The organism is Ruegeria sp. AB6, assembly GCF_056542685.1.
The window spans coordinates 20,618-40,893 of record NZ_JBQGAD010000013.1 but is presented as its reverse complement, the minus strand read 5'-3'; the positions used below and the strand labels follow the sequence as shown (position 1 = coordinate 40,893).

Sequence of the window (20,276 nt, the reverse complement as noted above, 5' to 3'; positions counted from 1 at the left end):
GTTGTTTCGGTTCGAGCATGCACTGCGACCGTCAGGAGATTATTATGCGTGGAAGATATGCGGCACTATCAGTACTTGCCTTGGCGATTGGCCTGGGTGGAGGTGTCTTTCTTGAAAGACTGTACCTGAATCCAATTGATCAGGGCCAGTCGAACGAACCAGAGGTCCTTTATTGGGTAGCACCGATGGATCCGAATTTTCGGCAGCCTGGACCTGGAAAATCGCCGATGGGTATGGACTTGATCCCGGTTTATTCTGGGCAGGAACCTACCGGCGACCCTGAAGAAGTCACCCTGAGCGCTGCGGAAATCAACGCAATTGGTGTGCGAACTGCGGTTGCACGCATGACTGATATCGAACCTCGCATCGAAACGGTGGGTTTCGTCGGCTTTGACGAACACCTGACCAATCACGTTCATACGCGTGTTGAAGGTTGGATTGAGCAACTGAAAGTTCGAGCGGTCGGTGATCGCGTTGAGAAGGGGCAAGTTTTATTTGAACTCTTTTCACCACTGATCGCAGCTGCGACCGGCGATCTTGTACGCGCAGTCGAAGCTGGTGACCCGCGGATTTTGGACGCGGCGCGCAATAAGTTGATCAGCCACGGTATGTCCGCTCGTCAGGTTGCTGAGATTGAGGCGGGCGGTGAGTTGGTTCGAAATGTGGAAATTGAGGCACCTCAAAACGGTGTCGTCATAGCTCTGAATGCCGCCGATGGCATGTACCTGCAGCCAGGCACGCTTGCTTTTTCGGTAACCGATCTTTCTGAAGTATGGCTGATCGTTGATGTATTTGAACGAGATATTGCACGTTTGTCGGAAGATATGCGCGCGATAGCAAGGTTCGAGCACCTACCCGGTCGCACCTTCGAAGGCGACATCGACTATGTTTACCCTGAGCTTGATCCGCAAACCCGAACTCTTCCCGTAAGGCTTAGTTTCGATAACACCGACGGCGTGCTGCGGCCGGGCATGTTTGGCAGTGTTAGCCTTATACCGGATGAAAGCCGAAATGTTCTCACTGTTCCATCAGAGGCGTTAATTCGTACCGGTTCGGCGGAACGCGTCATCTTAAAAACAGGCGATGGTACTTTTCGCCCGAGACTGGTGACTACAGGTCTTCGAGACAGTTTCGGCGAGGGGGGTCGAACAGAAGTTCTGCAAGGGCTTGAACCTGGTGAGGAAGTTGTCGCATCCGCACAGTTTCTAATCGACAGTGAAAGTGCTTTGAGCGCCGGTTTCACCCGAATGGCACCAACGGATACCGAACCAGCACGCGGGGCAGGCACCCTGGTTTCACTCGATGCCCAAAATCGTATGGCAACTGTTCGTCACGATGTTCTCGAAAGCCTCGATTGGCCCGCAATGACTTCGCAGTTTCCGGTGAGGTCTGGTGTTTCGCTCGACAGCTTGAGTGCAGGCGACGCAGTCGCTTTCGTGATCGCACGGGGTGCGGATGGGCTTCTGAGCCTGATGGAGCTTGCACCAGACGATGGTATTGCCGGAACTGGTGCCGGAATCGCGCGCGCCGTCACTTCAGACGGCAAATTGACGCTTGAGCACGGACCGATCCCCGAGCTCGGTTGGGCCGCCATGACAATGGATTTGCCTGTTGTAGGAGTAGATCTCACTACCGTGCCAATCGACATGCCAATTGAGTTTGATCTGGCTGAGGGAGAAGGGGGGATGTTCTCGATTGTGGCAATTCGCGAAGAGGGCTCGCCGCCGACGGATTCCGTTGAACCCGAAGAAACCGACACGCCTTCTGCTCCACCGATTGTAGTCACCGGCACGATCAACCTCGTTAATGCTGAGGCGGGAACGGCAACCATCACTCACGGGCCGATGACTGAGATTGGCATGCCCGGAATGACCATGGATTTCCCATTAGAACCTACATTGGACACAAGCATGCTCGAAGTCGGTTCTGAAATGACTCTGACTTTCGCGCGTGCAGATGGCATGACAATGGTGTTGGCTGCGGCAACGCCTATTGCACCGCCACTTCAGGTTTCTGGCCGGATTAACAGTATCGACCCGAACGCGCGTACCGCGAACGTAACACACGGTCCGATGACTGAGATCGGCATGCCGGGCATGACCATGGATTTCCCGGTTGCGGAGGGGATTGAGGTTTCTAACTTGCCTGTAGGGATTGATGTTTCTTTGATCCTTCGCCGCAATCCCGACTTTTCGATGACGCTGTTAGAGGTCGCGCTTGATGGGAGTGTTACGCAGTGATCACGGCCATCATTCGTTCTTCGCTCGCCAACAGGTTCGTCATCTTGGCCCTCGCATTCATGATAGGAGTTGCGGGTATTTGGGCCATTCGTGAGACGCCGGTTGATGCAATCCCGGATCTGTCGGATGTCCAGGTAATTGTTCGCACGCCATATCCCGGGCAAGCGCCTCAAGTTGTCGAAAACCAAATCACATATCCACTTGCGACAGCCCTATTGGCCGTACCCGGTGCAAAAGACGTTCGCGGGTTCTCGTTCTTTGGAGACAGCTTTGTATATGTTGTCTTTGAGGACGGGACGGACCTCTACTGGGCTCGGTCGCGTGTGCTCGAATACTTGGGCCAGATTACCGGCAGCTTACCTGAGGGCGTGTCACCACAACTTGGCCCTGATGCGACTGGGGTCGGGTGGATTTATCAGTATGCGCTGGTTGACAGAACCGGAAATCATGATCTGGCTCAGCTCAGGACTCTGCAGGATTGGTTTCTGAAATACGAATTACAAGCCGTGGAAGGCGTCTCAGAAGTCGCCACCATCGGCGGAATGGTCAAACAGTACCAGGTCGTCGTCGACCCAAACAAACTACGTGCCTATGACATAACACTTGCACAATTGAGGACGGCTATTCAGGCGGCCAACCGCGAGACGGGCGGCAGCGTCATTGAGATGGGGGAAGCCGAATTCATGGTCAGGTCCTCGGGCTACATTGACGAATTGTCAGACCTTGCAAGCGCGCCGTTGATGGTCAACGACCGTGGCGCCGCTCTGACGCTTGGAGACGTCGCTGAAATCCGTCTGGGGCCGGAAATGCGGCGCGGTGTCGGAGAACTCGACGGGCAAGGAGACGCGGTTGGTGGAGTAGTCATTCTGCGATGGGGTGGGAATGCGTTGGCAACGATCAAAGCGGTGGAGGCGCGCATCGAAGAGTTGCGCTCAAACCTGCCGGAGGGGGTCGAAATCATAACGACCTACGACCGATCTGGTGTGATCGAGCGTGCTATCGATAACCTCCAGAAGAAACTGACGCAGGAATTCATTGTCGTTGTTCTTGTGTGCGCGGCTTTTCTACTTCATCTGCGGTCATCCCTCGTAATTCTTCTGTCGCTCCCTCTGGGAATCTTTGCCGCATTTATTCTGATGAAGGCGCAAGGAGTAAACGCAAACATCATGTCGCTCGGCGGCATAGCCATCGCTATTGGTGCGATGGTCGACGCATCGATTGTGATGATCGAGGCGATGCACAGGCGGTTGGAAAAAGAAAAGCTCACAGCAGAGAACCGATGGCGGATTGTGCAAGAGTGCGCTTCTGAGGTGGGACCAGCCCTTTTTTATTCTCTGGCGATTATCACGGTTAGTTTTTTGCCTGTTTTCGTTCTGGAAAATCAGGAAGGTAGGCTCTTCTCGCCACTCGCTTATACCAAAACCTACGCCATGGCTGCAGCCGCCATCCTTTCGATAACGCTGGTTCCGGTCTTGATGGGTTACTTTGTAAGGGGGCGTATTCTACCGGAGCGAAAAAATCCGCTAAATCGCTTGGTTGTGTTCGTGTACCGCCCATTTCTGGACGCGGCAATTGCCTGGCCATGGGCAACAACACTGTTGGCCGGCGTTCTGGTGACGTCCATGTGGTACCCGTACCAGAGAATTGGCTCTGAATTCATGCCCGAGTTGAACGAAGGTGATTTTCTCTACATGCCGAGCTTCTACCCCGGGATCTCGACGGGAAAAGCCCGTGAGGTACTGCAGCAGACCAACCGCCTGATCGCGACCGTGCCTGAAGTCGAAACTGTTCACGGTAAAGTTGGGCGTGCGGAGACTGCAACCGATCCAGCACCTCTAACGATGGTGGAGACCACAATCCAACTCAAGCCGGAAGAAGAATGGCGCCCCGGCATGACAATGGAGAAAATCCGGAATGAGCTCGATCGTATCGTTCAGGTTCCGGGCGTTACAAATGTTTGGATCCAACCTATCAAGAACCGCATCGATATGCTTGCGACAGGTATCCGTACTCCTGTCGGTGTCAAAATATCCGGCACCGACTTGGAGGTCATTACAGATATAGGGATCGAAGTAGAGCGTGCGGTCGCTGATATTGATGGAACGGCTTCCGCCTACGCAGAGCGACCTGTTGGCGGGCGTTTCATCGAAATCGACGTCAAACGAGATGCCGCCTCCCGATACATGATGAGTGTTCGAGAAGTTCAGGACGTAGTGCAGACCGCAATTGGCGGTATGCAAGTGTCGGAATCTGTGGAGGGGCTGGAGAGGTTTCCTATAAACCTTCGGTACCCTCAGGCATGGCGAGACAGCCCGGAACGGCTCGAAAATCTTCCTGTCGTCACGCCGTCGGGTGCTCATGTGCCACTGTCCGCTCTCGCCGATATTCGAATAGTTGACGGGCCGGGAATGATACGATCAGAGAACGCTCGACGAACTGGGTTCGTGTTCATCGACATCGCGGGGCGCGACCTGGGCGGCTATGTGGCCGAAGCACAAGAGGTGGTTACAGAAAAGGTCGACCTGCCTCCAGGTTACTCGCTGACTTGGTCAGGGCAGTATGAGTACATAGAGAGAATGCAGGACAGGTTGACGATCGTTGCTCCTGCAACCCTGCTAATTATCACGCTCATGCTTTTCTTGGCGTTCAATCGGGTGATTGAGGTCGGGATAATTCTTGCGGCGCTCCCGGTCGCATTGGCAGGTGGGGTTTGGTTCTTATGGTATCTTAACTTCGATATCTCAATTGCTGTGCTCGTGGGCTTCATCGCGCTGGCGGGAGTTGCCGTGGAAACAGCGATTGTCATGTTGTTGTACCTCAATCTTGCTTGGGAGAAACGTCGAGGGCTGGCGCAATCGGAACAGCGAAAGCTGACACGTGACGATATCGAAGACGCGGTGTTCGAAGGAGCCGTTCTTCGGGTTCGGCCGAAGGTAATGACTGTAGCCACGATCTTTGCAGCACTGATACCCATCATGTACGGCACCGGTACAGGCTCTGAAATCATGCAGCGGATCGCTGCGCCGATGATTGGGGGCATGGTGACAGCGACCCTTCTTACGCTTTTTGTCATTCCCGCAATATTCGTGATTTGGAAACGGCTCGCGCTCAATCGCGTGAACCGAGAGATCTCCCACACGATCCAGGAAGTGCCCCCTGCGCTTCCGGCAGAATAATACCCACAACCTTGAAACAGGAGCATCTGATGAAAACTTTGACTGCAATTTTGGCCCTATTGGCCGTGTCTACAACATCCGGCATCGCGCAAACGAACCACGGCATGGACCATTCCAACATGCCCATGTCTTCCGAACAGATGGAAGGTGCGGTCCACGCAAAGGCTTTGGTGAACTCAATTGGCGACGAAACCGCTAACGTCAGCCATGATCCGATCCCCGAGATCGGGTGGCCCGCGATGACGATGGATTTGCAGCTTCTTGAGAATGCCCAGATGATGGGTGAGATCAGCGCAGGTGACGAAGTCACACTGATGTTGGTCAAAAGCGATGATGGTATGTATGCGATCGGCGCGATCATGAAAAACTGAGTCTGTTGATGCGGCAGCTATTCACCAATGATGTGATTGTTCGCCGTTTCAACGACTGTAGGAAATTCTATGAACTAAGAGAAATGGAGTAGGAGCCACTCAAGAACCAAATCGTATTTCAACGATCTGTGGCTCTGCTCATAAGTTATCAGTCCATTGTCGGTTAAAGGCGCTTTAAGCAATTCGTTGACTGATTGAAGCTCCAAAGCTCAGAAAATCTTCCGGCTATACTGATTGAACAGAGCAATCCAGGCAAGCAGTACACAAACTGCCAACGCTTCGGTATCTCCGGCCCGCGCCACTGCAGTTAAACTGCGCAAAATTCTGGAGCTACTTGCGCAGCCCAGTGGAAATCTGACCGACAAGCAAATCCCACCTAAAACATTTCACAATTGGAATGTGTGTACTACATTGTCGCCGAGATGACTTCACGCGGCCATTCAACGGACCAGCGTCGAATTGTCTGGGGCGTTGCCTTGTTGGTTTTTGCTTCAGTCGAAAACGCAGCGCGGAGCGGTCAAAATGAGGATATCTCCAGGGCGACGACTTGGGAAAACGATACGACATGACAGCTAACACAAGAGAGCACTGGGACGATGTCTATGGCGAGAAGTTTGACACCCAATTGAGTTGGCACGAGGATGATCCAGAGATATCGCTTGAACTCATCGAGTTGATCAGAGTGTCTAAGCCTTCATCCGTCATCGACATTGGTGGAGGTACATCTCGTCTTGCTGGAGCGTTGCTTGCGAAGGGGCTCCATGACGTGACAGTTCTCGATCTATCGCAGGTCGCGTTGGACACGGCCCGGGAAAGGTTGGGGCGCGCCGCTGAAACAGTCACTTGGATTTCTGCAGATATAACTTCTTGGGTCCCCGATCGCAGATATGACGTCTGGCATGATAGGGCGGTTTTTCACTTTCTCGTGGATACATCGCAACGCGCGGCCTATCTGGAAAGCGTGAAGAAAGGGGTAAAAATTGGCGGCCATGTGATCATTGCTACGTTTGCACTTGATGGGCCGGAGACTTGCAGTGGTCTCCCTGTCGCCCGCTATAGTCCGAGCGATATCGCCGTGCTTTTTGAGGAACACTTTGAACTCGTCGCGCATCGCCATCACCTGCACCAAACCTCTTGGGGGGAAAGTCAGTCTTTCCAGTTCAGTGTTCTCCGCCGCTGCGTTTGAGCCCACACCTGAAACTGGCCCAAAGCGGTACGCTTCCAATAAGCTTTCGGGGCATGCCGATTGTGTTCACAAGTTACGTTTGGCCCTCAAAAACTGGCAGAACCACCTTAGCGCACAAGCCGCCAGTTTCCCCGTTTAGCAATTCTATCGTGCCACCGTGCGACTGGATGATCGTACGTGCGATCGACAGCCCCAAGCCGGTTCCGCCAGTCTCTCGCGAGCGGGATGTTTCAAGCCGCACGAATGGGTCGAATACCGCATCGAGCATATGCTCGGGGATGCCGGGCCCCTGATCCTGGATCAATATTTTTGCCTCATTCCCCTCTTGCATGACTGAGACGTTGGCCCGGGCACCATACCGGCAGGCGTTTTCAATGATATTGCGCAGAGCTCGCTTCATCAGCATCGGCCGAAGCGTGACGGCCGGATTGTCTGCGACCGATACTTCAACCGTGTCACCGGCTTGCACAATGTCTTCGGTCGTTTTGGTTACGAATTCACCAATTGGGACGGTACTGGAAGGTTCGCGCGTGGCCACGCCCTTGGCAAATGACAGGGTGGAGTCCACCATCTCCTGCATTTCCTCGATGGTCTCGATCAGATGGTCACGGGTCTCCTCTTCCTCCACCAGTTCGGCGCGAACCCGCAATCCCGTCAGTGGCGACCGCAAATCGTGACCCAGCGCCCCCAATAGTCTGGTCCGATCGGCAACATAGCGAGTCAGCCTATCACGCATATGGTTGAACGCCTGCGTCAAATCTCGCACCTCGGTCGGACCAGAAACCGTCAGTTCCTGGACGTCTTCACCGCGACCAAACTGGTCTGCAGCCAGTGACAGGCGGCGCAACGGGCCGGTCAGCCGTGTCAGTAGAAACCAAATGGCTGCTCCAAGAATTAAAGTTGCAGTGAAACCGAAGCTGACGAAGGACTGCAAAGGCCATTGCAGAGGAGGGTTATGGAACCGGGTATCCACGTTGAGCCATTGATCGGTCGTCAGAGCGATCGACAGCTGCATTTCAATTGCGGAAACGTGATCACGCATCATTGCCATGTGCATTTCAGCCATTGTAGACGGAACACCTTCAACCGGCAGCATATCGGGAGAGAACTCATGCAACTCTACCCGGATGGGACGGTTTTCATAGCCTGGCAGAATTCTGCGGATTGTGTTTTCGACCGTCCCACCAGCGCTATGTCCGGTGTGATCGACTGCGGGCGTATCTGTAAGGCTGAAACGCACCAGTGGAGAACTTGCCGCCCGCAGGATCGCGTCGTGCATCTCGGGTGGAGCTTCTTCAATCAGCCGCGCGATGTTTGCGGCGCGTCCGGCGGTTTCCAGGCCAAGGGCCATGTGCACTGCCATTGAGCGTTCGTCGACGAACAGCCACAGGCTGACCAGTTGCGCGGCAGCCAGCGCGGCGATGATCAAAAGGATAAGCTGACCGCGCAGACTTTGGGCAAAGGCTTTCATCCCGTAAGCTCGCTCACGTCGGTCGACAGGCAATAACCGCCACCTCTTATCGTGGTGATGAGCTTCGGCCGCGTTGGGTCAGCTTCGATCTTGCGACGCAAGCGGCTGACCTGGTTGTCGATCGTACGGTCGAACAAGTGCGGGCTGCGGCCGGCGGTCAAATCCAGCAGTTCGTCTCGCGACAGGAGTTTGCGGGGCCGCTGCAGGAATACGGCCAGCAGCCGGACATCGGCGGTGGTCAGACTTTCTTCGGCCCCTTCGGCGGATATCAAGGTGCGACTGTCGGCATCCAGAACCCAGCTTCCAAAGGCGATCCGTTTGCCGCTCAGATCGCCAGCCGGGGGGACGGTGGTTTCGGAACGCCGCAGGATCGCCTTGATCCGGGCCAGCAATTCACGTGGGTTGAATGGTTTGGGCAGGTAGTCATCGGCGCCGATCTCTAAACCCACGATACGGTCGGTGTCATCGCTGAGGGCTGTCAGCATCAGGATCGGCGGGCCACCGGCCGCGGACAGGCGGCGACAGACCGACAATCCGTTTTCGCCCGGCATCATGATGTCGAGTACGATAAGATCAATCCGACCGGCCGCCAGTCGTGCGTCCATCTCGGTTGCGTCGCGCGCGGTACTGGCGCGCAACCCATTCTTTTCCAGATAGCGGCTGACAGCATCACGGATTTCGCGGTGGTCGTCGACAATCAAGATATGTGGTGCTTCAGTCATGGCGCAATCATAAGCCCCGGCGCGGTACAAATCCCGGCTTTTTTGTATCCCTTTGTATCAGTTGGGCGGGCTGCGACACAACGATACAAACCGGGTTGAGCAGGGGGGTGGTGGCGCGACCGAGGGCGGCCATATGCTTTGTGTAGAAACAAAAACCCGAGAGGTGAAAGTCATGAAACGTACCTTCACGCTGGCCGCTGGAGCCATTGCCGCGACTTTGATGGCGCTGCCCGCGCTTGCCGCCGGTCAGCATGGCAGCAGCGCGCAGATGCAGGGCCATGAGGGCGGCATGATGCAGGGTGCGCCCGGCGGCATGATGGGCGATCACGCAGGCATGATGCAAATGATGGTGAAAATGCATGGCCAGATGATGGGCGGCAACTGGCTGGCGGTTCTGGACATGGACGAGGACGGTCGCCCGAGCGAATCTGAGATCGCCGAAGGTCTGAAGGCCCGGATGCAGGCGCATGACGTCAATGGAGATGGCAACCTGTCGATTGATGAGTTCGAAGCGCTGCATTCCGGGATGATCCGCGAAACCATGGTGGACCGATTTCAGCATCTTGATGCCAATGGCGATGGCGTTGTGACCACAGGGGAAATCGAGAAAGGCGCAAAGACGATGTCGCCGAAACACGGCATGAAGGCCTCGAAACCTGTGACAAAGGCTTCTGAAACCAACAACTGAAACGCAACCGTGTAGCCGGGTCATCGCACTCGGCACAAACCACTGAGGAACAAAGCGATGATGGGCTATGGCGCTGGAATGGGGTTTGGAATGATCTGGATGTTGCTGATCGCAGTGTTGATCGTTCTGGCGATCGTAGCGCTGATCAAATACATCGCTAAGTGACCTCGGAATCCGTCACTCCCGTTTAGGGGTGGAGGGCTATGTCATAGGAGGAACGAAAGCTGGAGGGCCTGCACAGCAATAGCCGTTTGGTTTTCATCGCGGTTTTGATCGCGTTGCTGATCGCCACCATCTGGTTGTGGCTGTCTGGCGCGTTGGACGCAGGACTATCGCGCGAAGTCATTACTGCGTGGGTGGATTGGGCCGGCCCGTTCGGACCCGTTGTCATCATCGGCTTCATGACAGCCGCAGTGGTTGCCAGCCCAATCCCCAGCGCTCCGATCGCTGTCGCTGCCGGGGTGGCATATGGGCATGGGCTGGGAACCGCATTGGTTGCTATCGGAGCGGAGTTGGGGGCGCTGCTGGCGTTCCTGATAGCCCGTTGGTTGGGGCGCGACGCGCTGCGCCAGTGGTTCGGCGACAAGCTGGACTTGGGGTTGCTTGGATCGCAGAATGCCCTGATGTTGACCGTGTTCACCAGCCGCCTGATGCCTTTCGTTTCTTTCGACATGGTCAGCTATGCCGCCGGTCTGACCCGACTTCAATTTTGGCGGTTCGCACTGGCCACCTTGGCTGGACTCCTGCCGGCCAGTTTCGTTCTGGCCCATCTGGGCAGCCAGATTACCGAAACCGCGACAGGCGGCACCAGCCTTGCGGTTATCGGGCTTGGGCTGTTGACGGGGGCGCCACTTATCTGGTTGGCTTGGAAACGCAAGATGCCTGTTGGCTCTTCAGACCACGAATTGAGCCAGATCAATGCGACCGGTCCAAGCGGCCCTAAACTGTTGGAGAATGGAGGAAACCCTAAGTGATCCGCGCACAATGGATATCAACTGCGACACGGACGGCCCGAGCCATGGGCCGGCTGCAGGTCCTGTTGATCTGTGCGTTGGTGGTTTCGATGCTGATCTCTGTTGTGCCGTCCCATGCCGGGCATGACATCGCGAAGGCCGCCACCCAGGCCGAGCTTGTGATCGATGACAGCGGTGGGTATCCCGCGTCTCATCCATCAGAAGAATTAGACTGCTCAGTGCACCCGGGCTGCTATGCGATGGCAGTTATGGCGGCACCTGAATTGCTCTCGATGCGTATTGCTACGCCCGTGGCGCCAGAACGGTTCCGGCCACGCGCAAGCCTGCCGGTCGCACCACTACCACATCCGCCAAACCTGTCCTGAACGTGACCGGCAATGGCTCCGGAATCGCTCCGGGGTCTTGCCCAAGCCGTTGATTGCGGCCCAACTCAGTTCAGGACACTTACCATGCTTACCATTCTGTACTTTTTCGTCACGGGCGTGGTGCTATTCGCACTGTTGCGCCTGACCTGTGGCCCCTGTGTGATGGGGACACAAGAACATCATCCCGGTGTTCCGGTGACAACCCTTGGCTGGGCGCTCAGCCTGTTTCTGGCCGCAACCTACCTGCTGTGCGTGGCCTTTGACCTGATCTTTCCAAGTTTTGCCATGTACCGGGCTTGGATCGGCCTGATGCCCGGAATGACTTGGCTCAGCCTGCCCTCATTCCTGTTGGGACTGTTATGGGCGTTTCTCTACGGCTGGTACGCCGCGTTGCTGTTCGGCGGACTGTTCAATGTCTTTGCGGCTCGCACAAAACTCAACTGATTGAAAGGACAAAGCCATGAAGGCCATCGCTCTGACCCTGCTTTTGACGCCCTTCCTGATGGCCGTCATCTACCGGATTTTTCTGCACGTGCCCGCCAATGCGCGCGTTTCAGTTGACGAAAGGAAACCTAAATGACCCTGTTCAATCTGGCCGCAGGCCTGTCCGTCGCAGCTTTGACTGCGCCTTCGCTCACGCTGGCGGCAACCGTGTTCATTCCCGAAGGCAGCGCGGACTCGGTTCTGGTGATCGACTCCGAAACCGGCAAGACCGTCGAGCGGCTGCCGAGGCTCGTGGCGGTCCATGGGCTGGCCGGCGCGCCCGGCTTTAAGTACCTGGTCGCGGGCAGCTACGCAGAAACCGAGGCCACAACGCCACCAAAACCCGAAGGTATGTCCAAGGATGAACACGCTGCGCACCACGCCAAGCGCGATGTCACTGCGTTGCCCAAAGACAAGGGGCGGAGCCTGCTGACGATCCTTGATGCGGAAACACGCGAGGTCGTCCGCCAGATCGAGGTTCCAGGTGCGGTGCATCACACTGCGGTGTCGCCCGACGGGCGGTTCGCGGTGGCGACCCATCCGGGCGGTGACGGTATTTCGATCGTCGATCTCGATAAGCTCAGCTTCCTTGGTTTCGTAGCAACCGGGCCAATGCCCAACTATGCGGTATTCGCGCCTGACGGCGACAGGGTCTATGTCACCAATACCGGCAATGGTACACTTAGCGAAGTGGATGTCGTCAAAGGCTTCGTCGTACGCAACATGCCCGTCGGCGAAGGCCCTGAGCATCTTGTACTTAACGCCACCGGCAGCGCCGCCTTCGTAGCCGACAGTGATGGTGGCAAGGCCTTCCGCGTAGATCTTGCCAGCGGTTCTGTCACCGAAACCTATGACATTGGAGGCGAGTTGCACGGGATCGGCCTGTCCGACCGCGAGGGCGTACTGTTCGTGGCCGCCAAAGGCACCGACCGGTTGTTGTCGATTGATCTTGCTACGGGCAAACAGCGCTCGACCAACCTGTCACCGGCACCTTATCACCTGACGACCATACCGAACTCAGGCAAAGTGATGGTATCAAGCCGAACCGAACCGAAGGTCTGGATCGTCGATCAAGTCAGCCTGACGGCTATTACCGAAATGCCGATACTGGGTGAGGGCCACCAGATGGTTGTTCTGCCCTGAAGGACTGTGCCCGGCATTGCGTAATTAAACGGCTCTACGACCAAAGCTTAAACCAGGGAGCAGAACATGACAGAAGACCACGACATCAGAATCCACGCGAACGGCCCGACCGAGGTCGCTTACGTCTGCCCCATGCATTCTGACGTGCGTCAATCTGGGCCCGGCGACTGTCCCAAATGCGGGATGCACCTTGTGCCCGAGGGCGAGGTGGATGCGCATGCGCATCACCACCATTCCGCGCATCATGGCGCGACGGACGAGAACGGTGAATATGACATCGTTCCGACAGGCTATGACGGACCCGTATATACCTGCCCGATGCATCCGCAGGTGCGGCAAACCCATCCCGGGTCCTGTCCACTCTGCGGCATGGGGTTGGAGCTGGAAAGCGCGGCGATGGTGGACGAGGGGCCGAACCCGGAACTGGTGGATTTCACCCGGCGCCTATGGGTAGGTGCGATTCTGACGCTTCCACTTTTGGTTTTCACGATGGGCCCCTACGTTGGGCTGTCTGGTGTGCGAGAGATTTTTGGTGAGCGAACAACCCTATGGATTGAACTGATACTTGGCACTCCGGTTGTTCTTTGGTGCGGTTGGCCATTTCTGGAACGAGGGTGGAATTCGTTTCGCACCATGAACCTGAACATGTTCTCGTTGATTGCCATGGGGGTTTCGGCCGCGTGGCTGTTCAGCGTTGTCGCCGTATTGATGCCCCACATATTTCCGGACGGTTTTCGAGATTCAGAAGGCCATGTTGGGGTCTATTTCGAAGCGGCCGCAGTTATCGTTACACTTGTTCTGCTCGGGCAGGTGATGGAACTGCGGGCACGCGAAGGCACAGGAAAGGCAATCCGCGCTTTGCTGGACATGGCCGCAAAGACCGCCCGCATTATCCGCCCTGACAGCAGTGAAGAGGAAATTCCGCTTGAAGAAGTACAGGTAGGTGACCGCCTTCGCGTACGCCCCGGCGACAAGGTGCCAGTAGACGGCATTGTACTCGAAGGGCGCTCATCTGTTGACGAAAGCATGATCTCTGGCGAACCGGTTCCGGTCGAAAAGGTACAAGGCGAGCCGGTCACAGGGGCCACAATCAACGGCACCGGTAGCCTTGTGATCGAAGCAACCCGAGTGGGCTCTGACACAATGCTGTCCCAGATTGTCGAAATGGTGGCCAACGCGCAACGCTCGCGCGCACCAATTCAGAAATACGCTGACAAAGTGGCGGGCTGGTTTGTACCGGCGGTCATAAGTATAGCTGCGCTGGCCTTTATTGCATGGGCAATTTGGGGACCGGCTCCGGCGCTCTCCTACGCCTTGATCGCAGCGGTGTCGGTACTGATCATAGCTTGCCCGTGCGCGCTTGGCCTGGCCACTCCGATGTCGATCATGACGGCCACGGGGCGCGGGGCGCAGGCCGGAGTGCTGATCAAAAATGCCGAAGCGCTGGAGCGGTTCGAGAAGATCGATACTTTGATCGTCGACAAAACTGGCACGCTGACCATGGGCAAGCCAAAGCTTGTGGCTGTATTACCCGAACCTGGCCATGACGAGGTCGAGGTGCTGCGGCTGGCCGCAACGCTGGAGAAGGGCTCGGAGCACCCGTTAGCTGAGGCAATCGTCACAGGAGCCGAGGAACGTGGCGTAGCCCTGTCCGACGCCAGTGACTTCGAGGCGGTGACTGGTAAAGGCGTGAAAGGCACGGTGGATGGCCGCCCCGTCGCGCTCGGCAATCTGAAACTGGTCACCGATCTCGGACTCGAGGCGGCCGAACTGACGGCCAAGGCCAATGCGCGTCGGGATGACGGCGAAACGGTGATGTTCGTGATGCTTGATGGTTCAGTGGCGGGGTTGGTCTGCGTCGCCGACCCGGTCAAGGAAACAACACCAGCCGCACTCAAGGCGCTGCACGAACTGGGTTTCCGGATCATCATGGCGACTGGCGACAACGAACGCACTGCAAAGGCGGTGGCCGAACGTCTGGGTATCGATGAGATTCGAGCCGACGTACTGCCCGAGGACAAGGCCCGCATAATTCGCGAACTGCAGGAGAAAGGCGCAAAGGTCGCCATGGCGGGTGACGGAGTGAACGACGCACCCGCGTTAGCGCAGTCCGATGTGGGCATCGCCATGGGGACCGGTGCCGACGTGGCGATCGAAAGTGCAGGCTTCACGCTGGTCAACGGAAGCCTTGATGGCATCGTGCGCGCCCGTAGGCTGGCCCGCGCTACCATGCGCAATATCCGGCAAAACCTATTCTTTGCCCTGATCTACAACGCCTCGGGCGTTCCGGTGGCGGCGGGTCTTCTGTTCCCGCTTTTCGGCATCCTGATCAGCCCGATGTTTGCGGCCTTCGCTATGAGTGCTTCATCGATTTCAGTGGTGTTGAATGCGCTGCGATTGCGGGGGGCGAAGATTTGAGCACGCACGAGCATAGTACCCACGGCGCCAGTGGCGCGCTGAAGCCCGGATCAATCTCGCTGACCGGAGCCGTCGCCATGGGGACCGGCGTGATGATTGGCGCTGGGATCTTTGCACTTACCGGACAGATCGCCGGGCTGGCGGGGCCATGGTTTCCGCTGTCCTTCGTGGTCGGGGCCGTGGTGACGGTTTTCAGCGCCTATACCTATATCGCCATGTCCAACGCCTGGCCCTCATCAGGCGGCATCGCCATGATCCTGACCAAGGCATATGGGCCCGGGGCGGTTGCGGCGGCGGCCTCGCTGCTGATGGCACTGTCGATGGTGATCAACGAAAGCCTCGTCGCGCGTACTTTCGCGACCTATGCGCTCCGCCCGTTCAACATCGAGAGCGGACCGCTGGTGTCTTTGGTCGCTGTTGCGCTGATCGTCTTTGCCTATGCGGTGAACCGGTCGGGCAACCGGTCGGTGGGGTTGTGGTCGATCATCATGTCGGCGCTCAAGATAGGCGGGATCGCAATATTCGGCATCGCCGCACTTTGGGCTGCGGGCGGAACCTGGCAGGTTCAGGGCTCGGAACCGGCCGCGCCGCTGGGGTTCGTCGCCTCGGTAGCCCTGTCGATCCTCGCCTTCAAGGGCTTTACCACCATCACCAACAGCGGGGCCGAGATCGTCGACCCGCACCGCAATGTCGGGCGCACCATCATGATCTCGATCGCGATCTGCGCGGTGGTCTACCTGCTGGTCGCCCTTGCCGTCGGTGTCAGCCTGCCGCCCGAGCAAATCCGCGCGGCGCAGGACTATGCCCTGGCCGAGGCTGCCAGGCCGGTGCTGGGGCAGGGCGGGTTCTACCTGACCGTGGCGCTGGCGATGGTGGCGACGGCCTCGGGGCTGATCGCCAGCGTTTTCGCTGTGTCCCGGATGCTGGCGATGCTGACCGACATGAAGATGATCCCGCACAGCCATTTCGGCATGACGGGCAGCATCCAGTCTCACACGCTGATCTACACGGTCGTGATTGCGGGCCTGCTTGCGGTGTTGTTCGACCTGTCTCGCATCGCCTCGTTGGGGGCGTTCTTTTACCTGGTGATGGACATGGCGGTGCATTGGGGTGTCTGGCGACGCTTGCGCGGTCAGATCAAAGCCCGTGGATGGGTCTTGCTGACCGCCCTGGCGCTGGACTGCGTAGTCCTGACCGCGTTCACAATACTCAAGCTGCGCTCCGACCCGATGATCGTAGTATATGCCGTTGCTGGCATCGGCTTGGTCTTCGTCTATGAGCGCATCTTTCTCAAACAATGGATCATCGAAAAGGAGACAAATCAGCTATGACCCAATCAAATTTCGACGAAACCCGCGCCACACAGGAGACGACCGAAAGGGTCAGCTCTGACGTAACGGCCGAAGCGCCCAAAACCGAAGATCAGACGGCCAACGGTGCCAAGCGTAATTGGCTCCCGGTTGTCATTGCGATCGCGTTGGGCGCCGCTGTTCTGGGCTGGGAATACCGCGAGACACTCTATCCTTTGCTCAGTTCTCCGTTGCTGTTCTTGCTGGTCTGCGTGGGCATGCATTTCTTAATGCATCGCGGCCACGGCAAACACTGAGAACGGCGCCCTGTATGGCTGGCGGCTTTGCGGCAAGAACACTGCGCAACAAGGAGCAGCAACGGCCAACTGATCAGAACAAATTTGTAACCCAATAAGGAAGGGAAATTGCCATGTTAGCAAATCCAATTCGGAGAGCAGCAACTGAACTGCACCTGACGGCCGGTGCACTAACTGTAAAGGCATTGCACGGTGACACCGACGAAGATCACTCTGATGAATAGGGAATGGGGCATCGCGGTGAAGAAGAGGACCAAGGCGACTGATCCACCTCGTCCGAGTCCTATCATTCGATGAACCCGTCCTGACGCACAGGAGGAACAATATGTCTGAATTTTCTGAAAGACAGGCACCTTCAGAGCCTGAAACTCGGCGCGATTTCTTATACTTCGTCACCGGCGGTGCCGCCATCGTGGCCACGGGCGCGGCGGTCTGGCCACTTGTTAACAGCATGAACCCCAGTGCAGACATCTCCGCCCAAGCCGTTGTCGACATAGATCTTGAAGGTGTCGGACCAGGAACGAGGATCACTGTTAAATGGAAAGGCAAGCCGATCTTTATCGACCACCGGACTAAAGAGCGGATCGCGCTGGCGATAGCAGAAGACGATGCACCAATGATCGACCCGCAACCTGACGCCGAGCGCGTACAGCGACCGGAATGGCTGGTAGTTATTGGCGTTTGCACCCATCTGGGATGCATACCACTCGGGCAGGGCGGCAGCGAACCCACCGGAGACTGGGACGGTTGGTTCTGTCCGTGTCACGGTTCACATTACGACACGTCTGGCAGAATTCGGAAAGGCCCCGCGCCCCGCAACCTCGATCTGCCCCCTTACGAGTTCGTCACCGACACACGGGTCAAAATTGGGTGACGGCGCGGTGAACTTTGTTCAGAGGCGCGTGCCTCACCAAGTTCGTTTGTCAGTCCTCGAATATCCCTCGATCAGCGCCGCGATGCTATGTGGCGGAATTCGACATGTACCCCGCTTTCTGGAGTTTTCGAGAAGAGACCTCGCCGTCATGTTCTGAACGGAACAATTCTAATCGCTGCGCTCAACGTTTTCTGCTTCGCCCATGTTTAGACATGCCATCTTGCCTTTTGACAGGATCGCATCTGAATTGCGGGTTGAGAGGAAACGCTTTGGTCCTGAACAAGGTGCTATTTCAACCCCGTGTCAGCCGCGCGGCGATCGCGACCTGTCCCAGCGCGGCCAGGATCGCAGCGATGAACACGGCTTCGATGGCGATCATGCTGACCACCACACCGCCCACAAGCGGCGCCAGCGCCGCCGGGGCCGCAAAGCTGTTGAACCACGCGGAATAGGCCGGGCGGCGGTCGTCGGGCGAGATCTCCAGCAAATAGCCGAGATAGCCGATGGTCACCCCGTTCATCATCGCGCCGATCAGGAAGAACAGCACCGCGAAACCGGTCAGCCCCGAACCCGTGACCACAAGCAGCAAAACCAGCACCGGAGGTCCGAGACGCACCAGTGCCACTATCCCCAGCAGGCGCAATTTGCCCGCCTGGTCTCCGATGTGGCCCCAGAGCGGATTCGAGGCCAGCGCGCCGACAGTCTGCGCCGCCAACAGCGTTCCGACATCCGCCGCCCCGAGGCCGCTGCGGCTGGCGGCAACGACATAGAACGGCAACGCCATCAGCGTCGCTGCACCAAGCCATTGGAAGATCAGGAACAGCCGGAACCGGTGGTCCTGCCGCAGCGTCGAGAAACCTTCGCGCAGAAATCCAGACAGATTGGCAGGACGGTCCCGTGGCGCCCTTGCAGCGGTAGCGGGCTCACCCGCGGAGACAAAAAGCGTCGCAGAGACGATCATCAGCACCGCGCCGAGCCAGAAGATCAGCGCATAGGCCCTGAGCGGCGGCATCACGTCGAGCGCGTGTCGCAGAAAGCCCGCCACCAGAACCGCCAGAACACCGCCGCCGAAAAAGCGCCAGGCCAACATCCGGCTGCGGCGCTCGGACGGGATCGCCCGGCCGACGATGTCGTTGTAGGGCACCGCGACCACGCCGCTGACAAAGGCATAGACCGTCCACAATCCCAGCATCCCGAGCGCCAGCGGAACCGGAGGCCAATCGACCTGAGGCCAGTCGGCCCCCCACCACAGAAGAATACCGATCATCGCGACCGTGATCGCCCGCCCATAGGCACCAAGGGCGTAGAACGGCATCCGCCGATCGGTGCGCTCGGCGAGGTAGCCCACCGCGAACTGGGGCAGCAGCCAGCCAAGACGCAGGACCGTGCTGGCATAGCCCACGGCCAGCGCGCTACCGGTCAGCATATGCACCAGACTGGCCACCACCGTCGCGCTGTCCACCGCCGCCGACCCGCCCTGAAACACCGCACCAGCACCGGCGATGCGCCAAAATCTCGTGTCTTCGGGATTACGCCTTGCCATTCGCCGCCTCTGCCTCCGCCCGGGCGCGGCGGATGTCGATGCCGCTCTGCCACAACACCGTCAGGCCGATCCCGACCACCAGAAGGATCGTCAGCACATAGTTGAACAGGATCATCAGAAGGGCGGTTTCGTCCGGAACGCCAAGCACCTTGAGCGCGAACCCCGCCCCAAAGACAAAGCTCGCCGGGATGCGCACGAAACGACCCAGAACCATGGCGAACCCGGCAAACACCATCAGGAACAGGTAATCCCACGCGCTCAGCACCACGCCAACCGCCAGCCCGGCCCACAGGAAATGGGTTGTCGCCACCAGCTTACCCGCAATGGCTGCGGCAATGGCGGCGACGCGGCGGGCCCGTGCCTGTGGCCAGACGATCCCTTCACCGAGCGCGGTGCGCAGATACGCGCCATCGGCCCCGATGCGGGCGGCAGCCCAGTCGAAGAGTCGGCAGACCAGAGGGTCCTCGCTCAGAAGTGACGCGCGGAACCGGAACAGAACCCAAAGCAGGCTGCCGAAAAGCATCAGGTTCAACAGGCCCGCAACGCTCAATCCCAGCCGCAGGTCACCCTCGATCTGTGGAATCTGGCCGGCGGCGGCCACCGCTCCGGCAAAAAGGGCGAAAACGACGCCGTCGAGGAACCGGGCGATGATCGCGGTTGCAAGCACGGTCGCCATCTTCAAGCGGTCGAGCCGGGCAACCAGCCAGGCCCGGACCAGCGGGCTGATGCCGAGCGGGACAAGGACATTTGCGCCATAACCTGCCAGTAGCGCCCCCGTCAGCCGCAGGGTGCCGACGGGTTTCACGTCGAACAGGATCTGCCGCCACTTCCAGCCGCTCATCAGCTGCTCCAGCAGGATGGTGGCGGCAAGAATCGCGATCCAGAACATGTTGGCTCCGCGCAGGCCCTGCAGAAACAGCGCAAAATCGAGGCTGCCGTAGAGCGCAAACACCAGATAGAGCGCCAGGGCGGAGCCGAATATCGGCAGCAGCCACCGTTTCAGGAAGGTCCGCATT

The 20,276-nt window shown here is 57.8% G+C and carries 17 protein-coding genes; 13 read left to right on the top strand and 4 right to left on the bottom strand.

All coding sequences use genetic code 11. The features are described 5' to 3' along the window. Positions 1-44: 44 nt before the first annotated feature. From ACR0DB_RS19830 to ACR0DB_RS19815, 4 genes are all read left to right on the top strand, one after another. Positions 45-2,240 (top strand): efflux RND transporter periplasmic adaptor subunit, encoded by a 2,196-nt coding sequence (locus tag ACR0DB_RS19830; protein ID WP_170417912.1) that lies wholly within the window; start codon positions 45-47, stop codon positions 2,238-2,240. After that, on the top strand, positions 2,237-5,416 hold the full coding sequence (locus ACR0DB_RS19825; protein WP_170417917.1) for an efflux RND transporter permease subunit: 3,180 nt from the start codon (positions 2,237-2,239) through the stop codon (positions 5,414-5,416). The genes ACR0DB_RS19830 and ACR0DB_RS19825 overlap by 4 nt, the downstream gene beginning before the upstream one ends. Positions 5,417-5,445: 29 nt before the next feature. Beyond that, positions 5,446-5,787, top strand: a complete 342-nt coding sequence (locus ACR0DB_RS19820; protein ID WP_170417920.1) for a copper-binding protein — start codon at positions 5,446-5,448, stop codon at positions 5,785-5,787. Between the two features lie 565 nt (positions 5,788-6,352). After that, entirely contained in the window at positions 6,353-6,973 is a 621-nt protein-coding gene (locus ACR0DB_RS19815) for a class I SAM-dependent methyltransferase (RefSeq protein WP_170417923.1), read from the top strand. Positions 6,974-7,046: 73 nt separating this feature from the next. Here ACR0DB_RS19815 and ACR0DB_RS19810 read toward each other — a convergent pair whose 3' ends face one another. Then, on the bottom strand, positions 7,047-8,477 hold the full coding sequence (locus ACR0DB_RS19810) for an ATP-binding protein (RefSeq protein ID WP_237217564.1): 1,431 nt from the start codon (positions 8,475-8,477) through the stop codon (positions 7,047-7,049). Next, positions 8,441-9,166: a response regulator gene (locus ACR0DB_RS19805; RefSeq protein ID WP_170417925.1), complete on the bottom strand. Its 726-nt coding sequence runs from the start codon at positions 9,164-9,166 to the stop codon at positions 8,441-8,443. Before ACR0DB_RS19805 ends, ACR0DB_RS19810 begins: the two co-directional genes overlap by 37 nt. A gap of 172 nt (positions 9,167-9,338) precedes the next feature. Here ACR0DB_RS19805 and ACR0DB_RS19800 point away from each other — a divergent pair, with 172 nt between their 5' ends. The 9 genes from ACR0DB_RS19800 to petA all read left to right on the top strand — a co-directional run bounded on the left by ACR0DB_RS19800 (position 9,339) and on the right by petA (position 17,717). Further along, positions 9,339-9,854, top strand: a complete 516-nt coding sequence (locus ACR0DB_RS19800) for an EF-hand domain-containing protein (protein ID WP_170417928.1) — start codon at positions 9,339-9,341, stop codon at positions 9,852-9,854. A gap of 251 nt (positions 9,855-10,105) precedes the next feature. Then, the gene (locus ACR0DB_RS19795; RefSeq protein ID WP_331252139.1) at positions 10,106-10,828 is read left to right on the top strand and encodes a TVP38/TMEM64 family protein; all 723 of its coding nucleotides are present in this window, start codon (positions 10,106-10,108) and stop codon (positions 10,826-10,828) included. Next, a complete protein-coding gene (locus ACR0DB_RS19790; protein ID WP_157054266.1) occupies positions 10,825-11,193 on the top strand; it encodes a hypothetical protein in 369 nt (122 codons plus the stop codon). The genes ACR0DB_RS19795 and ACR0DB_RS19790 overlap by 4 nt, the downstream gene beginning before the upstream one ends. Positions 11,194-11,277: 84 nt before the next feature. Beyond that, positions 11,278-11,637 (top strand): hypothetical protein, encoded by a 360-nt coding sequence (locus ACR0DB_RS19785; RefSeq protein WP_152460765.1) that lies wholly within the window; start codon positions 11,278-11,280, stop codon positions 11,635-11,637. Positions 11,638-11,769: 132 nt separating this feature from the next. Next, positions 11,770-12,819: a YncE family protein gene (locus ACR0DB_RS19780; RefSeq protein WP_170417931.1), complete on the top strand. Its 1,050-nt coding sequence runs from the start codon at positions 11,770-11,772 to the stop codon at positions 12,817-12,819. A 132-nt stretch (positions 12,820-12,951) separates the two neighbouring features. Next, the gene (locus ACR0DB_RS19775) at positions 12,952-15,237 is read left to right on the top strand and encodes a copper-transporting P-type ATPase (protein ID WP_170418025.1); all 2,286 of its coding nucleotides are present in this window, start codon (positions 12,952-12,954) and stop codon (positions 15,235-15,237) included. Next, complete coding sequence (locus ACR0DB_RS19770) at positions 15,234-16,568, top strand: APC family permease (protein WP_255612171.1); 1,335 nt, start codon at positions 15,234-15,236, stop codon at positions 16,566-16,568. Before ACR0DB_RS19775 ends, ACR0DB_RS19770 begins: the two co-directional genes overlap by 4 nt. Continuing rightward, positions 16,565-16,843: a DUF2933 domain-containing protein gene (locus tag ACR0DB_RS19765; RefSeq protein ID WP_170417934.1), complete on the top strand. Its 279-nt coding sequence runs from the start codon at positions 16,565-16,567 to the stop codon at positions 16,841-16,843. The genes ACR0DB_RS19770 and ACR0DB_RS19765 overlap by 4 nt, the downstream gene beginning before the upstream one ends. Before the next feature lie 325 nt (positions 16,844-17,168). Next, the gene (gene petA, locus ACR0DB_RS19760; protein WP_050605700.1) at positions 17,169-17,717 is read left to right on the top strand and encodes a ubiquinol-cytochrome c reductase iron-sulfur subunit; all 549 of its coding nucleotides are present in this window, start codon (positions 17,169-17,171) and stop codon (positions 17,715-17,717) included. Positions 17,718-18,009: 292 nt separating this feature from the next. Here the strand turns inward: petA and ACR0DB_RS19755 are convergent, their stop codons facing one another. Both ACR0DB_RS19755 and ACR0DB_RS19750 read right to left on the bottom strand, forming a co-directional pair. Then, on the bottom strand, positions 18,010-19,260 hold the full coding sequence (locus ACR0DB_RS19755; RefSeq protein ID WP_170417937.1) for an MFS transporter: 1,251 nt from the start codon (positions 19,258-19,260) through the stop codon (positions 18,010-18,012). Next, positions 19,247-20,275, bottom strand: coding sequence for a lysylphosphatidylglycerol synthase domain-containing protein (locus ACR0DB_RS19750; RefSeq protein ID WP_170417940.1), 1,029 nt, complete (start codon positions 20,273-20,275; stop codon positions 19,247-19,249). Before ACR0DB_RS19750 ends, ACR0DB_RS19755 begins: the two co-directional genes overlap by 14 nt. Position 20,276: the final 1 nt, after the last annotated feature.

Bases quoted from the DNA above. Each gene is read 5' to 3' on its own strand.
- ACR0DB_RS19750 (WP_170417940.1), bottom strand. From the start codon at position 20,275: ATGCGGACCTTCCTGAAACGGTGGCTGCTGCCGATATTCGGCTCCGCC.
- ACR0DB_RS19815 (WP_170417923.1), top strand. From the start codon at position 6,353: ATGACAGCTAACACAAGAGAGCACTGGGACGATGTCTATGGCGAGAAG.
- petA (WP_050605700.1), top strand. From the start codon at position 17,169: ATGTCTGAATTTTCTGAAAGACAGGCACCTTCAGAGCCTGAAACTCGG.
- ACR0DB_RS19805 (WP_170417925.1), bottom strand. From the start codon at position 9,166: ATGACTGAAGCACCACATATCTTGATTGTCGACGACCACCGCGAAATC.
- ACR0DB_RS19755 (WP_170417937.1), bottom strand. From the start codon at position 19,260: ATGGCAAGGCGTAATCCCGAAGACACGAGATTTTGGCGCATCGCCGGT.
- ACR0DB_RS19765 (WP_170417934.1), top strand. From the start codon at position 16,565: ATGACCCAATCAAATTTCGACGAAACCCGCGCCACACAGGAGACGACC.
- ACR0DB_RS19780 (WP_170417931.1), top strand. From the start codon at position 11,770: ATGACCCTGTTCAATCTGGCCGCAGGCCTGTCCGTCGCAGCTTTGACT.
- ACR0DB_RS19785 (WP_152460765.1), top strand. From the start codon at position 11,278: ATGCTTACCATTCTGTACTTTTTCGTCACGGGCGTGGTGCTATTCGCA.
- ACR0DB_RS19775 (WP_170418025.1), top strand. From the start codon at position 12,952: ATGCATTCTGACGTGCGTCAATCTGGGCCCGGCGACTGTCCCAAATGC.
- ACR0DB_RS19830 (WP_170417912.1), top strand. From the start codon at position 45: ATGCGTGGAAGATATGCGGCACTATCAGTACTTGCCTTGGCGATTGGC.
- ACR0DB_RS19800 (WP_170417928.1), top strand. From the start codon at position 9,339: ATGAAACGTACCTTCACGCTGGCCGCTGGAGCCATTGCCGCGACTTTG.
- ACR0DB_RS19820 (WP_170417920.1), top strand. From the start codon at position 5,446: ATGAAAACTTTGACTGCAATTTTGGCCCTATTGGCCGTGTCTACAACA.